Here is a 14,257-nt window from a genome sequence, read left to right on the forward strand (position 1 = left end):
CCGTAAGTAACGAAGTTTGATGCAAATGTCAGATCGTATGCGCCTGTTAGGGCGCGGCTGGTAAGAGAGCCTTACAGGCGCATCAGAAAAACCTCCGGCTATGCCGGAGGATATTTATTTGCATTGTACTTTTAAATCATCAGGGCGAAAGTACCGGCCCAAACGATGACCATAAATGAAATGCCCATAAAGAAATATTTCACGTTTCATCTCTCCGCGTACCTGTCGTACGCCTAAATGAACTTACACTTACCTGATTATAGAGAGTTGATGCCGGATAATACGAAATTGAGAATTATTCGTGTTTCGACCGCCTGCATCACCTCAGAATTCTGCGCGTCATCGCTCCAGACGGCGCTAATGTACGCCTAAAAATGAGGTGAAACAAGAGGCATTTTCTTATTTATTTTTAGTAACTTACAAGTGTCGTGAATCGGCGACAGTTTAATTTCTGACAGTGATGAATCGCTATTGAGCGACGCCGCCGACACAGTAAAAAAACGCCTGTAAACAGGAGACTTATCGCTAAAAGCAGGAATGAGTAATTTACGATGTGAATATTATGGCAATGCGAAATGACAAAATAAAAGGCCTTGCGGCCTTTTTCAGATGTAGAGTGACGCTTCCCCCAACGGGCGAGTCTTGAAACGGCGATGAATCCAGAGATATTGCTCCGGGGCGCGCATGATCTCTTTCTCAATAATTTTATTCATATAGGCAGCGGCTTGATTTTCATCTGCCGGGTAACCTTCCATTTCAGGGGTAATATACAGACGATAACCCGAGTTATCGGATTTCCTTACCATTGTAACGGTCAGCATGGCGGCGCCAGACAGCCTGGACAGTACATAGGTACCGTTGGTGGTGGCGACGTTTTCAACCGCGAAAAATGGCGCAAAGGAGCTGCCTTTAGGACCGTAGTCCTGGTCGGGAGCAAACCAAACGGCTTCCCCTTTTTTTAGCGCGCCCACAATGCCGCGCAGATTGTTTCTGCCGATCATCGCTTTATTTGAGCGCATACGACCGCGCGTCTGCACCCACTCCATGAGCGGATTGTTATGCGGACGATAGGTCGCCATCATCGGCTGGCAGAGACCCATTACCCGGCCTCCCAATTCCAGCGACATAAAATGCACGCCAACGACCATTACGCCGCGATTTTGCGCCTGCGCACGGGTAAGGTTGTCCAGCCCGTCCACATCAAACCATTTGCGAACCCGGCTATCAGGCCAGAACCAGGCCATGCCCGTTTCAAGCAGCGCCATGCCAAGAGAGTGGAAATTCTCGGCGATCAGTTTTTCCCTTTCTTCCCGGGAGAGGGTCGGAAAACAGAGTTCAATGTTTTTCTGAGCGATCGACTCACGTCGCTTCAGGAAGGGGCGCGCCAGCTTACCGGTGCGGGTGCCCAGAAAACGCAAAACCGGGTAGGGAAGCTGCACCAGTAACCAGAGGACGCCAACGCCAAACCACGTCAGCCAGTAGCGCGGGTGCAAAAACGCGCGTGAAAATTTGCTTTGAGGAAACATAAAATACCTTCTGTAGATACGAAAATAATGTATCGCAGAAGAGTCATTATCCGCAGCGGTACACTCTGAAATACGCATCATCCTTCAAGTTGCGTTCGCTTATCCGAAGCACTTACTTGAGTAAGCTCATCAGGGTAACTTGAATGATTTGCGTATAGTTAGGCCATCATGTACGACAATGGTTCCCGTAAGGAGTGTAAAACTAAGTCAGTACTAAACCACGAGGGCATGAACGCCAGGCAGGCTAATGTACCACCAGTTATTTACTCGCGCCCAGAAATTCTTTATCAAGAAGCGTAAATATTTCTCCCGTAGCAAAAATAAGCTAATCATTATTTTTAATGCATTGTTTTTACAGTGATAATTTTATTTCAGACGAAGGTTATTGAAAAATGATTAGAAAATAAAATGTGAGATAAATGTTATGGAAATGACGTGCTGATAAGGTTTATCTTAAAGGAGAAGTGAGAGGGACCGTAAGGCTATATGGAAGCCTTGCCATAGACAGGAGGTATTATAGATGATCTATTTATGGACATTTCTTGCAATAAGTATACTTGCCGTGAGTGGCTATATCGGTCAGGTGATGGGGGCTTTTTCTGCGGTTTCTTCTTTTACGGGAATGGTTATCCTTGCCGCGCTGATTTATTTACTCAATGTATGGCTGCAGGATGGCGATGACATCGTTAGCGGATTATTGCTTTTTCTCGCACCGGCATGTGGGTTAATTATTCGCTTTATGGTGGGATACGGTAAGCGTTAGTCAGTACATACCTTTCATACTTCAAGTGGCTTATGTGTTGGCTATGGATTACTCGGCCCATTCATGGGCCTCGCCCTGACGGGACGTCGCTCACCCCAGTCACATCGTTATCTATGCTCCCGGGGACTCACTCCCTTGCCGCTTTTAAGCAACTCGAATTATTTTTGGTATACACGATGTCAGCGAATAGATAGCGCCGACAATGTCGGCGCTTCTGTTCCCCGGGAAGGCTAATCGTTTATTGCGCGTCCGCAAGCTGCAGTGAGTCCTGATTATGTAACGCATTCTGGCGCTGGCGTTCCAGTTCCAGCGCGCCGCGATGGGAGAGGTAACAGAATAGAATGCAGCACACGATGCCGCCCATCAGAAGATAAAATCCGCCGTACCAGCCCAGTTTATCCACCATGACGCCAAACAGGCTGGTGCCCAACGAGGCGCCGAAAATATAGCTCATGAACCCACGTAAACCGACGGCGGAACCTACGGCAAAGCTGGGGACTATCTCCATTGTCTGTACGGACGCGAGGAATTGCGGGACGTAAATCAGACAACCTACAATGGCGGCGAAAATCGTTACCATCAGCAAAGATTCACTTTTCCAGTATCCGATCAGACAGACAAAAATCAGCGCCATGCAAATCATGGCTAACGGCATTCTGCGGCCCTTAAACAGTTTATCTGACAGCCAGCCTGCCAGTAGCGTAGAGGGAATTGCCGCCCACTCGAAAAAGAGAAACGCGACGCTCATCTGTTCTTTTGAAAAGTGTTTTACTGTCAACAGATAGATAGGCAACCAGCTAATCATGCCAAACCGCACCATATAGACGAAGACATCGACCAGCGAAATATACCAGGCATTTTTATTGCGCAGCACATAAGTACAGAAGATTTGCCATGCGCTCATATTTTCCGGCGCTTTTGCCGTATTCTTCGTTTTCAGTATGACTTTTTCTTCCGGCATCATCTGTTCCAGGGAGGGAAGACCTTCTTCGCGCGGCGAACCTTTTCCCAAGACCAGAACAATTAAGGCAAAAATGACGGCGACGCAGGCCGGAACGATATAACTGGCGCTTTGCCAGTGTTCGCTGCCCAATATCGCAAAAGCCGCACCGACGATAGGCGCGACGATCCCGCCGCCAACGTTATGCGAGATATTCCAGAAGGCGCCTACGCGTCCGCGTTCCCGACGAGGGAACCAGTTTGCAATAGTAATAAACGAGGGGCCGACGCCCATGCCCTGAAAAAGGCCATTGAAGACCACCAGAGCGGCAAATATCCAGAATGCGCTACTGAATCCCAGCCCAACGTTAACAATCACGCAGAGTACCAGACCGCACGCCATGAAGACTTTTGGGCTGGCTTTATCCGCCAGACTGCTCATTACGCCTTTACTGATTCCGTAAGCAATAAGCATACAGCTACTCAGCAGGCCGATTTGCGTAGCGCTGAGATCCAATTGCTCTTTTAAATAAGGCGTCGATAATGTGAAGTTGTTTCTGACTATATAGTAAGCGAGATATCCCAGAAATACGCTTAACAATGCCTGTATACGATATCGACCATACGTAGCCTGGACTTTTTCCGGTGGGACTTTATGCGCCGATCGCCCTGTTTTTAATATTGTTAACATGGAGTCACCTGTATTTTATAGTGAGATGAACATCAGGAGGTTTTGTCGGTAGAGTGAAAGGAGTGACAATAAAATTCAAGTCGAGGAAATGTGTCAAAATTGACTCAATTGGGTGAATTTAAAGGTTATTTTTGACCCATCCTGAAGGGTGTGGTGAAACTTTAATTATTGGCATGGCCGTTTTATCGTTAGCATGTGCGGATATTAACAAATTTGCTGCCAGTGATCTGATACGCTTTATTGATGTTTTCGGGCGACGGACCCGTTATTATTCAAATAACGTTGTTCTGGATGCCAACAGAAATAAAAGGGTAAGTTTTGTCTCAATATTTTCTTTATGTGATATCGATATTTATGAACGGGATCACAAATCGACTTTTCTCATACTGTGGTTGTTTCGCCAGAGTGGGCGCTTTTACGCTATGGCTGGCGGCGATGTTCGGTTCTTGCCAGGCGTACAGCCGCGAGCTGGTGATGGCAACGACCTTTTCACCCAGCGCGACCGCCTGGATTATCCAGCGCTGGCAGACGGAGCCGGGTTCCGTCATGATTCGTACGCTCAACCGTACCAGCGGTTCTTTAGAGCAATTACTTGATACGGCGAATGCGGAAAATGTCGATCTGATCCTGACGTCATCCCCCATGCTGTTGCAACACCTTCAGGAGCACCAAAAGCTGGCGCTATTGGATAGCGCGCCTGCCGCCAGCCAGAAGCTGGTGCCGCGTTCTATCCGCTCAACTTCAGTGGCGGTAGCGGTATCCGGATTTGGGCTATTGATCAACCGTTCAGCGCTCGCTGCGCGCCATCTTCCGCCGCCTGCCGACTGGCAGGATATGGGCCTGCCCAGTTACCAGGGCGCTCTATTAATGAGCAGTCCGTCACGCTCAGACACCAATCATTTGATGGTGGAGTCGCTGTTGCAGCAAAAAGGCTGGACGGCAGGGTGGGCGACGCTGCTGGCAATCTCGGGTAATTTGGTCACGATTTCCTCTCGCAGTTTCGGCGTAGCGGATAAAATCAAAAGCGGGCTTGGCGTTGCCGGGCCGGTCATTGATAACTATGCTAATTTGCTACTCAACGATCCTAATCTTGCTTTTACCTATTTTCCGTATTCTGCGGTGTCGCCCACTTACGTCGCGGTGTTGAAAAACAGCCGTCATGCAGACGAAGCGCGTGCTTTTATTCATTACTTATTAAGTCCGAAAGGGCAAAGGATACTGGCTGACGCGAATACCGGTAAGTATCCCGTCGCACCGCTTAGCGCCGATAATCCTCGCGCCGCGCAACAACAGCGTTTGATGGCCCAGCCGCCGTTGAACTATCGTCTGATCCTGAAGCGTCAGCAACTGGTACAACGCATGTTTGATACCGCGATCAGTTTTCGTCTTGCGCAGCTTAAAGATGCATGGCGAGCGTTGCACAGCGCAGAAACGCGGCTTAAACGCCCCTTACCTGAAATCAGAGCCTTATTGACCAGCGTCCCGGTGGATGCGGCAAGCAGCGAAGATGAAACCTGGCTGGCGCAGTTTGATAATAAAAGCTTTGCCGAACAAAAAATGATGGAGTGGCAGATCTGGTTTCTGAACAATCAGCGGCTGGCGATTCACAAACTGGAAGAGCTGAAATGAAGGGGAGATTATTGCAACGGCTTCGTCAGCTCAGTATCAGCAACAGTTTACGGGGTGCATTTTTAACGGGCGCATTACTGACGCTGATTGTCAGTATGGTCAGCCTTTATTCCTGGCATGAGCAAAGTTCGCAGGTTCGCTATTCGCTTGATGAATATTTTCCTCGCATCCACTCCGCTTTTTTAATTGAGGGGAACCTGAATCTGGCCGTGGATCAACTCAATGAATTTTTGCTGGCGCCGAACACGACGGTACGTTTGCAGTTACGTACGCAGATTATTCAGCATCTGGATAAGATTGAGCGTCTCAGTCAGGGGCTTCAGCTTGCTGAGCGCCGGCAACTGGCCGTCATTTTACAGGATAGCCGGACCTTGCTGGCGGAGCTGGACAACGCCCTCTACAACATGTTTTTGGTGCGGGAGAAAGTTAGTGAGCTTTCCGCTCGCATCGACTGGCTCCATGATGATTTCACCACGGAGCTAAATTCGCTGGTACAGGATTTTACCTGGCAGCAAGGGACGCTGCTCGATCAAATTGAGGCGAATCAGGGCGACGCGGCTCAGTACTTGCAACGTTCGCGCGAGGTGCAGAACGAGCAGCAGCAGGTATATACCCTGGCGCGAATTGAAAATCAGATTGTTGATGACCTGCGCGACAGATTGAATGAGCTCAAGTCCGGCAATAATGACGGGATGCTGGTGGAGACCCATATTCGCTATCTGGAAAACCTAAAAAAAACGGCGGATGAGAATATTCGTGCGCTCGATGACTGGCCCAGTACGATCACGCTGCGGCAAACCATCGACGAACTATTGGAAATCGGGATGGTAAAAAATAAGATGCCCGATACCATGCGCGATTATGTTGCGGCGCAAAAAGCCTTACTGGACGCCAGCCGCGCCAGAGAGGCTACGCTAGGGCGCTTTCGCACGCTGCTTGAGGCGCAGTTAGGTAGTAGTCACCAGCAAATGCAGACGTTCAATCAACGCCTGGAACAGATTGTTCGCGTTAGCGGCGGGCTTATTTTAGTGACGACGCTCCTGGCGTTGCTACTGGCCTGGGGACTCAACCACTATTTTATCCGTTCCCGACTGGTGAAGCGTTTTACCGCGCTTAATCAGGCTGTGGTACAGATAGGGCTGGGGAGAACCGACTCGACTATCCCGGTTTACGGGCGCGATGAGCTAGGACGGATAGCCCGCTTGCTACGTCATACGCTGGGCCAGCTCAATATGCAACGCAGGCAGCTTGAACAAGAGGTCGCCGAGCGCAAAGAGATAGAAGCCGACCTGCGCGCCATGCAGGATGAGTTGATTCAGACGGCGAAACTGGCGGTAGTCGGCCAGACCATGACCACGCTGGCGCATGAAATTAACCAGCCGCTGAATGCGCTTTCAATGTATTTATTTACGGCGGGACGCGCGATTGAACAAGGTCAGAGCGGACAGGCGAGAAATACGCTCACCAAAGCGGAAGGGCTCATTAACCGGATTGACGCCATTATCCGTTCGCTGCGGCAGTTTACCCGTCGGGCGGAGCTGGAAACGCCATTGTATCCCGTTGATCTGCGCCAAACCTTCGTGGCGGCATGGGAGTTATTAGCCATGCGCCACCAATCCCGGCAGGGAGCGCTTTCACTGCCAACCGACACCGTATGGGTTAGCGGCGATGAAGTGCGTATTCAGCAGGTTCTGGTGAATGTGCTGGCGAATGCGCTTGACGCCTGTTCGCATGATGCGGCGATCGCGGTGACATGGCAGACGCAGGGAGAGGCGCTGGAGGTTTATATTGCAGATAACGGCCCTGGCTGGCCTGGGGCGCTGTTGCCCTCTTTACTCAAGCCGTTTACCACCAGTAAAGCTGTCGGGTTGGGTATTGGGCTGTCGATTAGCGTGTCGCTGATGGCGCAAATGAAGGGCGACCTGCGTCTGGCGTCGACGCTGACGCGTAATGCTTGCGTGGTGCTGCAATTCTCGGTAACGGATGTCGATGATGTTGAATGATGAATGTTCTATTTTGCTGATTGATGATGACGTTGATGTACTTGACGCCTATACCCAAATGCTTGAGCAGGCAGGCTACCGCGTGCGTGGCTTTACCCATCCTTTCGAGGCCAAAGAGTGGGTAAAAGCGGATTGGGAGGGGATCGTTTTGAGCGATGTGTGTATGCCGGGGTGTTCCGGTATCGATCTTATGACGCTGTTTCATCAGGATGACGATCAACTGCCAATCTTATTGATTACCGGACATGGCGATGTACCGATGGCGGTTGATGCGGTGAAAAAGGGCGCCTGGGATTTTCTGCAAAAACCCGTCGATCCGGGCAAACTGTTGATATTAATTGAAGACGCGCTACGCCAGCGCCGGTCGGTTATTGCACGGCGGCAATATTGCCAGCAGACGTTACAGGTTGACCTGATTGGGCGCAGCGAGTGGATGAATCAGTTTCGACAACGGTTACAACAACTGGCGGAAACGGACATTGCCGTATGGTTTTACGGTGAGCATGACACAGGACGTATGACTGGCGCCCGTTATCTCCATCAGCTGGGGCGTAACGCGAAAGGGCCGTTTGTTCGCTATGAACTCACGCCGGAGAATGCCGGGCAGTTGGAGACATTCATCGACCAGGCGCAAGGAGGCACGCTGGTGTTGAGTTATCCCGAATATCTGACACGCGAACAGCAGCACCATCTGGCGCGTTTACAAAGCCTGGAGCATCGGCCTTTTCGTTTGGTGGGCGTTGGCAGCGCTTCGCTGGTGGAGCAGGCGGCAGCTAACCAGATAGCGGCCGAGCTTTACTACTGTTTCGCCATGACCCAAATCGCCTGCCAGTCTCTTTCTCAGCGACCGGATGATATCGAGCCGTTATTTCGCCATTATCTTCGAAAAGCCTGCCTGCGACTCAATCATCCAGTGCCGGAAATAGCGGGGGAATTACTGAAAGGAATAATGCGACGCGCCTGGCCAAGCAATGTGCGCGAACTGGCCAATGCGGCGGAGCTTTTTGCTGTCGGCGTGCTGCCGCTGGCGGAAACGGTCAACCCGCAGTTGCTTCTGCAGGAGCCGACCCCGCTTGACCGGCGCGTTGAAGAGTATGAGCGACAAATTATTACCGAAGCATTAAATATTCATCAGGGACGAATTAATGAAGTGGCGGAGTACTTGCAAATTCCCCGTAAAAAACTTTATCTGCGCATGAAAAAATATGGTCTAAGTAAAGAGCATTATAAATTCTGATATTACAGTTACTTTCAATCTGGCTGACAACAACAGCAACGATGTCGTTAGCCAGATAACGTCGCATTACCGTAATGGTAAATCATTCCATTATGATTATAGATTGCTTATTATTCACCTGAGCATCAAATTCTATTTCTTAACTTCAATATAAGGTAAAAATGCGTCAAGTTCTCTGGCGTAATAAATGTACTCTTGTCCGACGATTTGACAAGATGAAAACTTCATCACCTCTCCAGATTACATCTGAATATGAGGACAAGAGAAATGAAAAAACATGCTATTGCAGTAATGATGATCGCCGTATTTTCTGAGTCGGTTTATGCGGAGTCTACCTTATTTATTCCGGACGTCTCTCCTGAGAGCGTCACGACATCCCTTTCTGTGGGGGTGTTAAACGGTAAATCCAGGGAGCTGGTTTATGATACCGACACCGGACGGAAGCTGAGTCAACTGGACTGGAAAATAAAAAATGTCGCCACGTTGCAGGGGGATTTATCATGGGAACCCTATTCGTTCATGACGCTGGACGCCCGCGGCTGGACGTCTTTGGCGTCGGGATCGGGTCATATGGTTGACCATGACTGGATGAGCAGTGAGCAGCCAGGCTGGACCGATCGTTCAATTCATCCGGACACCAGCGCCAACTATGCTAATGAATACGATTTGAACGTGAAAGGTTGGTTATTGCAGGGAGATAACTACAAGGCGGGCGTAACAGCGGGCTATCAGGAAACTCGTTTTAGCTGGACGGCAAGAGGCGGGTCTTATATTTATGATAATGGTCGATATATTGGTAACTTTCCTCATGGCGTGCGCGGTATAGGTTATAGCCAGCGTTTCGAAATGCCCTATATCGGGCTGGCGGGTGATTATCGTATTAATGACTTTGAGTGTAATGTACTGTTTAAATACAGCGACTGGGTAAATGCGCATGATAATGACGAACACTACATGCGAAAACTTACCTTCCGTGAAAAAACGGAAAATTCACGATATTATGGCGCGTCTATTGACGCCGGATATTATATTACCAGTAATGCAAAAATCTTTGCTGAGTTCGCTTACAGTAAATATGAAGAAGGTAAGGGCGGTACGCAAATCATAGATAAAACCAGCGGTAATACGGCGTATTTTGGTGGCGATGCCGCAGGTATAGCTAATAATAACTATACGGTTACCGCGGGGTTGCAGTACCGCTTCTAGACCACATCGGGATGTCATCGGTCATAACCGGCCGATGACGACTTTTTGCTGAACGTGTGGCATGCCCGGTGATATTGTGTTTACCTCATATAGATCTGGCGAGTTTGGCGTTAAGACGTGGCAAGGAACAGTAGAGGGGGACCTCATCCAGATGTTATAAACTTCAATTCAGAAAGTTACTTTCCATATACTCTTTGTGGGACTGCTTCAACCTTTGGGCAGATATCGGAAATGAAAAAGATAGACCAGGCGACTATTCGCTATCAGAATATCCGGTACACCAACTACCAACAAATCATTTAGTCGATGGTCTCGTTGCCATTGGTTCATAGAGTGTTGGTCTTGGTATGGATGGCTGGGGAAGTTATGTATCGAACATTCTTATGCAAGATTGCGCAGGGTCTGGTGGTCTATGGTACACATATGGGAAGACATTCACATATATTTCTGTAATCGATACTAAAACTTTAACACTAACTAATTGTTTGTAGAAAGTGGTTGCATTATTAATGGTTTGAGACTCATTGACATAAAACAAACACCATCTGGTAATCTGTCAGACCCCGCATCCTCAACAGTTAACTATAAAGATTGTATGGTAGCTGAGATGTCATTAGTCCTAATATCGTGTCAGATAAATTTATAAAAGATTACTCATGTTTTGTGTCACATGCAAAAATAATTCGGCTTCGTTAAGGTCTTTAGGGGAAATACCTAATGGATAATTAGTTAGATTAACGTTAACAACACTTTGAACGTGTAATGAATATGGGGGTATAATATAAGTATTGGGAGATTGTAATTAAAAATTATGTAATTATCTGATTATTATATATTCACTCCAGCAAAGGAGAAAGGCAATTATGGACGAAAAGAAACTCACAGCTCTTGCGGCTGAACTGGCTAAAGGTCTTAAAACTGAAGCCGACCTCAGTCAGTTTTTCCATATGCTGACGAAATTAACCGTCGAAACGGCGCTCAATGCTGAGCTGGCTGACCATCTCGGGCATGAGAAAAATGCTCCTAAAACGAGCTCAAACTCCCACAATGGCTACTCATTAAAAACGGTGCTGTATGATGGCGGCGAGATAGTGCTGAACATGCTGCGTGGCCGTGAAAATACCTTTGAACTGTAGCTGATTAAGGAGCATCAGACGCGTATTACGAGATGGAAAGTCAGATTTATCCCTTTATGCCAAAGGCATGACATGACTACCCGCGAAATCATCGCCACCTTCAAAGAGATGTACGACGCTGATGTGTCGCCCATGCTGATACTTAAGATCACCGCCGCAGTAAAAGAGTTGGTCAAAGGGGCGTCAAAAAATGGAGTATGCCGATCCAGGACTGGTCGCTGGCAATGATTCGCTTTATTATCGAGTTCGGTGACCGCCTGAGCGATCACCGTTAATATAGTGGCAGTTACACAGTATGACTGGCATGTTCCATATTGGATTTATATGTAATAGTAACAGCCTATCTATTTGATTATTTTATTTCCAATTTTATTAAAAAGGAAATCAGAACCAGGCTTTGTTAAATGTCCCCAATCAACGGCAGTGATAAAATCAGGACCATTACCAACTCTTGTAAGACATCCACTTTCGTTACATAATGCTTTGTATGCTGATATATATTCAATTCCCATTTTTGGAACATTGTTACTAAAGTAAGAGTCCCACTCGCTTATTTCACTATTTAATCCATATGTCATATACAATGGTGGAGTTTTTTTAAACTCACTCAGGTAGTTAGATATTATTTTAACTAAATTTGCATTCCATTCCGGGACTGGTCCAATGAAAACAATCCTTGAGTCAGGGGATGCCTCTTTAATTTTTTTAATGGTTAATGATAACGCATCAATTGCTAACTTTTTATCATGTACTCCATTTGTTCCTCGAACTGACCATGTCAGCAGAACCACCTCAGGCTGAACACGTTTAATTTCATTAATTCTATTATTGTTTAGAGTGATGACACTTCTCTGTAAATCATCTTTACCGTCAACAAATAGAGGAGGAGCATTACCATCTGTCATTTGGCTTATTATATAATCAGAACCTTTATTATCTATATAATGAGAAAGCCCATTGAAAAGAGCCGCCGCATAAGAATCACCAATGATAAATATATTATGCTTGCCATTTTTTATACATCCATTGGATATGGCAGCAGTAAGTTGTACTGAGTGACATATCCCTCCACGGAGTAGTTCTCCATATTTATAATAATTGTACACGTCAGTAACAGAAGCATATTCACTTGCTGATTTATTGATTTCCCTGTCTTTAACTCCATTTATATGAAAAATAAATGCGCCAATTAAACCCGTCCCAAATACAGATAATGCTAATAATATTGCTGTGATATATTTACTTCTGGAATTTCTCAGTGGTTTTTCAATTAAATAATAAGTTAATATCGCCAAAAAGAACGATAATAATAAAAGAAGAGTTAATTCATGGTAGTCTGGTGAGCCAGCAAATATTGAACGATAGAATGAATAAATAGGCCAATGCCACAAATAAAGAGGATAGCTAATAAGACCAAAGAAAACAACAGGCCTAACACTAAGCAATTTCGACACAACTAAATCATTACCATTAGATGCTATTATAAGAGAGGCGCCAAGTATTGGGATTATTGCTATATATCCAGGAAATGACATCTTTTCATCTATCATGGTTATTGATAATGCGATTAGTATAATTCCTAACAGGGACATTAATTTTGATAACGAAGTGTTTATTCCTATAAATCTCAATGTGGATATAATCGCTCCAGCCATTAACTCCCAAAATCTTGATGCGGGAGAGTAGTAATTAGCTCCGCCATCAGATGCCATTGTAAAAATGCTAATCGCATAGCTAATTATAAATATAGTTGCGCATGATAATACTATGTTTCTGTTATGGTTTTTGCTTCTAAAGCATAGCAATATAACTACTGGCCATATTATATAAAATTGCTCTTCAATTCCCAGCGACCACAAATGTAGTAAAGGTTTAAGGTATGATTTTGAATCAAAATAGCCAGACTCACTCCAAAGAGTAAAGTTTGATATAAAGAATGAGCCACTAAAAACATGCTTACCAAGTAATTTGTAATCATCCTGGAATAAATAAATCCAACCAACAATAAGACATGATACAAGAACTATGGATAATGCTGGAAATATTCTAAGCACTCTCCTTTTATAGAAATCAAGGTATGAAAATGATTTGTTTGATGCAGATTTTAATATTATTGATGTTATAAGGTATCCAGATATCACAAAGAATATATCTACTCCAACAAACCCACCCGGCAATAATGATGGGAAATAATGGAATATTACCACAGATAAAACCGCTATTGCGCGTAATCCATCTATATCAGGTCTGTATTTTAAGTGTTCCAACTTAAATTACCTCAATTTAAAAAAAGATTAATAAAATGGTTGTGCATCTTGCATCATTCCCGAAGTTTCGTGTAAACGAAAACGGAATGACGAGTGGATCAGATACGGCTATTATTTTAATTATTGACTCCGTCACATCTTTACTTCCGTCATTAATAAAAATAATCTCAACTTTATATTTTTCAAGTTCATTAAACTCATGTACCGTTCTATAGAAAATCGGTATCGTGTCTTCTTCGTTAAAAACCAGGACGACAAGAGAGATTTTCATTTTTATCCCTGAAGATAATGAATCTGGAATAGATAAAGCCGCATACCAGGCTAATTGCCGAGAAAGTGATGAGGGTAACCAATGGTGGCAAAGAACATTGGTCAGCCATCCATCCAACAACAGCGCTCAGTGTTCCCATGAATCCCATATACATCATGTAGAGAATTGCAGTAGTGCTGGCATTAAAGGTGAAGCGCGCATTAGCATAGAAGCTGAACGATACAGCGATAACAAAATCGGAAAAGTTCGTCAGCGCCTGATGCGTATGCATCCCATACATACAGAAAGCAAATACTCCCCAATGAATGAGCGTGTTAAGAACACCGATCGATGTGTACTTAGCGAATAACTTCAACATTATGAAAATTAGCCGATTCAGAAAGGTCTGGAGTGTAGCACTACAAATTGGTTTGATCGATATAAGCGATCAATAATTGTATTTTTAATAGTTTTAAGCTATTGAGTTTTAATATATTGATCTATGTTATCGATCAATTGGTATTGCTGATTGCCAAGCGTCTTGGAATAAAAACGGGACATGTAAAGCTTTACATCGTCTTACAAGGCTTTGCATGTTTTTTCAGAGAGA

10 protein-coding genes and 3 pseudogenes are annotated in these 14,257 nt (G+C 45.8%); 7 read left to right on the plus strand and 6 right to left on the minus strand.

From position 1 onward, the window contains the following. Positions 1–131: 131 nt before the first annotated feature. Positions 132–203, minus strand: coding sequence for a membrane protein YpdK (gene ypdK / locus AAYN39_RS07070; RefSeq protein WP_010723117.1), 72 nt, complete (start codon positions 201–203; stop codon positions 132–134). 402 nt (positions 204–605) lie between these two features. Continuing rightward, positions 606–1,526, minus strand: coding sequence for a kdo(2)-lipid IV(A) palmitoleoyltransferase (lpxP, locus tag AAYN39_RS07075; RefSeq protein WP_000484431.1), 921 nt, complete (start codon positions 1,524–1,526; stop codon positions 606–608). Positions 1,527–2,046: 520 nt separating this feature from the next. Between lpxP and AAYN39_RS07080 the strand changes: the two genes are divergently transcribed. After that, entirely contained in the window at positions 2,047–2,289 is a 243-nt protein-coding gene (locus AAYN39_RS07080) for a YfdY family protein (RefSeq protein ID WP_000639889.1), read from the plus strand. Positions 2,290–2,527: 238 nt separating this feature from the next. Here AAYN39_RS07080 and pgtP read toward each other — a convergent pair whose 3' ends face one another. Continuing rightward, on the minus strand, positions 2,528–3,919 hold the full coding sequence (gene pgtP, locus AAYN39_RS07085) for a phosphoglycerate transporter PgtP (RefSeq protein ID WP_000955756.1): 1,392 nt from the start codon (positions 3,917–3,919) through the stop codon (positions 2,528–2,530). A 435-nt stretch (positions 3,920–4,354) separates the two neighbouring features. On the opposite strand from pgtP, the gene pgtC reads away from it, so the two are divergent. From pgtC to AAYN39_RS07115, 6 genes and pseudogenes are all read left to right on the plus strand, one after another. Beyond that, on the plus strand, positions 4,355–5,548 hold the full coding sequence (pgtC, locus tag AAYN39_RS07090; protein ID WP_000467983.1) for a phosphoglycerate transport regulator PgtC: 1,194 nt from the start codon (positions 4,355–4,357) through the stop codon (positions 5,546–5,548). Next, the gene (gene pgtB, locus AAYN39_RS07095; protein ID WP_000678500.1) at positions 5,545–7,551 is read left to right on the plus strand and encodes a two-component system sensor histidine kinase PgtB; all 2,007 of its coding nucleotides are present in this window, start codon (positions 5,545–5,547) and stop codon (positions 7,549–7,551) included. The genes pgtC and pgtB overlap by 4 nt, the downstream gene beginning before the upstream one ends. Next, complete coding sequence (gene pgtA / locus AAYN39_RS07100) at positions 7,541–8,788, plus strand: two-component system response regulator PgtA (protein ID WP_000930841.1); 1,248 nt, start codon at positions 7,541–7,543, stop codon at positions 8,786–8,788. The genes pgtB and pgtA overlap by 11 nt, the downstream gene beginning before the upstream one ends. A gap of 267 nt (positions 8,789–9,055) precedes the next feature. After that, positions 9,056–9,994, plus strand: a complete 939-nt coding sequence (pgtE, locus tag AAYN39_RS07105) for an omptin family outer membrane protease PgtE (RefSeq protein ID WP_000716015.1) — start codon at positions 9,056–9,058, stop codon at positions 9,992–9,994. A gap of 194 nt (positions 9,995–10,188) precedes the next feature. Continuing rightward, positions 10,189–10,485 (plus strand): annotated as a pseudogene (locus tag AAYN39_RS07110) (tail spike protein). Positions 10,486–10,857: 372 nt separating this feature from the next. Next, positions 10,858–11,304, plus strand: a pseudogene (locus tag AAYN39_RS07115) (transposase); the annotation flags it as partial. 170 nt (positions 11,305–11,474) lie between these two features. On the opposite strand, the gene AAYN39_RS07120 reads toward AAYN39_RS07115, so the two are convergent. The 3 genes and pseudogenes from AAYN39_RS07120 to AAYN39_RS07130 all read right to left on the minus strand — a co-directional run bounded on the left by AAYN39_RS07120 (position 11,475) and on the right by AAYN39_RS07130 (position 14,026). Then, complete coding sequence (locus AAYN39_RS07120) at positions 11,475–13,397, minus strand: acyltransferase family protein (RefSeq protein ID WP_000400611.1); 1,923 nt, start codon at positions 13,395–13,397, stop codon at positions 11,475–11,477. A gap of 52 nt (positions 13,398–13,449) precedes the next feature. Further along, positions 13,450–13,668, minus strand: a pseudogene (locus tag AAYN39_RS07125) (glycosyltransferase); the annotation flags it as partial. Then, positions 13,637–14,026: a GtrA family protein gene (locus tag AAYN39_RS07130; RefSeq protein ID WP_001682026.1), complete on the minus strand. Its 390-nt coding sequence runs from the start codon at positions 14,024–14,026 to the stop codon at positions 13,637–13,639. The pseudogene AAYN39_RS07125 and the gene AAYN39_RS07130, both read right to left, overlap by 32 nt. Between the last annotated feature and the right edge of the window lie 231 nt (positions 14,027–14,257).

The sequence above is a fragment of the Salmonella sp. K21076 genome (genome assembly GCF_039650795.1).
GTDB classification, from domain to species: Bacteria; Pseudomonadota; Gammaproteobacteria; order Enterobacterales; family Enterobacteriaceae; genus Salmonella; species Salmonella enterica.

Excerpts from the sequence above, each read along its gene's own strand:
- lpxP (WP_000484431.1), bottom strand. The coding sequence starts at position 1,526 with ATGTTTCCTCAAAGCAAATTTTCACGCGCGTTTTTGCACCCGCGCTAC.
- AAYN39_RS07080 (WP_000639889.1), top strand. The coding sequence starts at position 2,047 with ATGATCTATTTATGGACATTTCTTGCAATAAGTATACTTGCCGTGAGT.
- pgtP (WP_000955756.1), bottom strand. The coding sequence starts at position 3,919 with ATGTTAACAATATTAAAAACAGGGCGATCGGCGCATAAAGTCCCACCG.
- pgtC (WP_000467983.1), top strand. The coding sequence starts at position 4,355 with ATGTTCGGTTCTTGCCAGGCGTACAGCCGCGAGCTGGTGATGGCAACG.
- pgtB (WP_000678500.1), top strand. The coding sequence starts at position 5,545 with ATGAAGGGGAGATTATTGCAACGGCTTCGTCAGCTCAGTATCAGCAAC.
- pgtA (WP_000930841.1), top strand. The coding sequence starts at position 7,541 with ATGTTGAATGATGAATGTTCTATTTTGCTGATTGATGATGACGTTGAT.
- pgtE (WP_000716015.1), top strand. The coding sequence starts at position 9,056 with ATGAAAAAACATGCTATTGCAGTAATGATGATCGCCGTATTTTCTGAG.
- AAYN39_RS07130 (WP_001682026.1), bottom strand. The coding sequence starts at position 14,026 with ATGTTGAAGTTATTCGCTAAGTACACATCGATCGGTGTTCTTAACACG.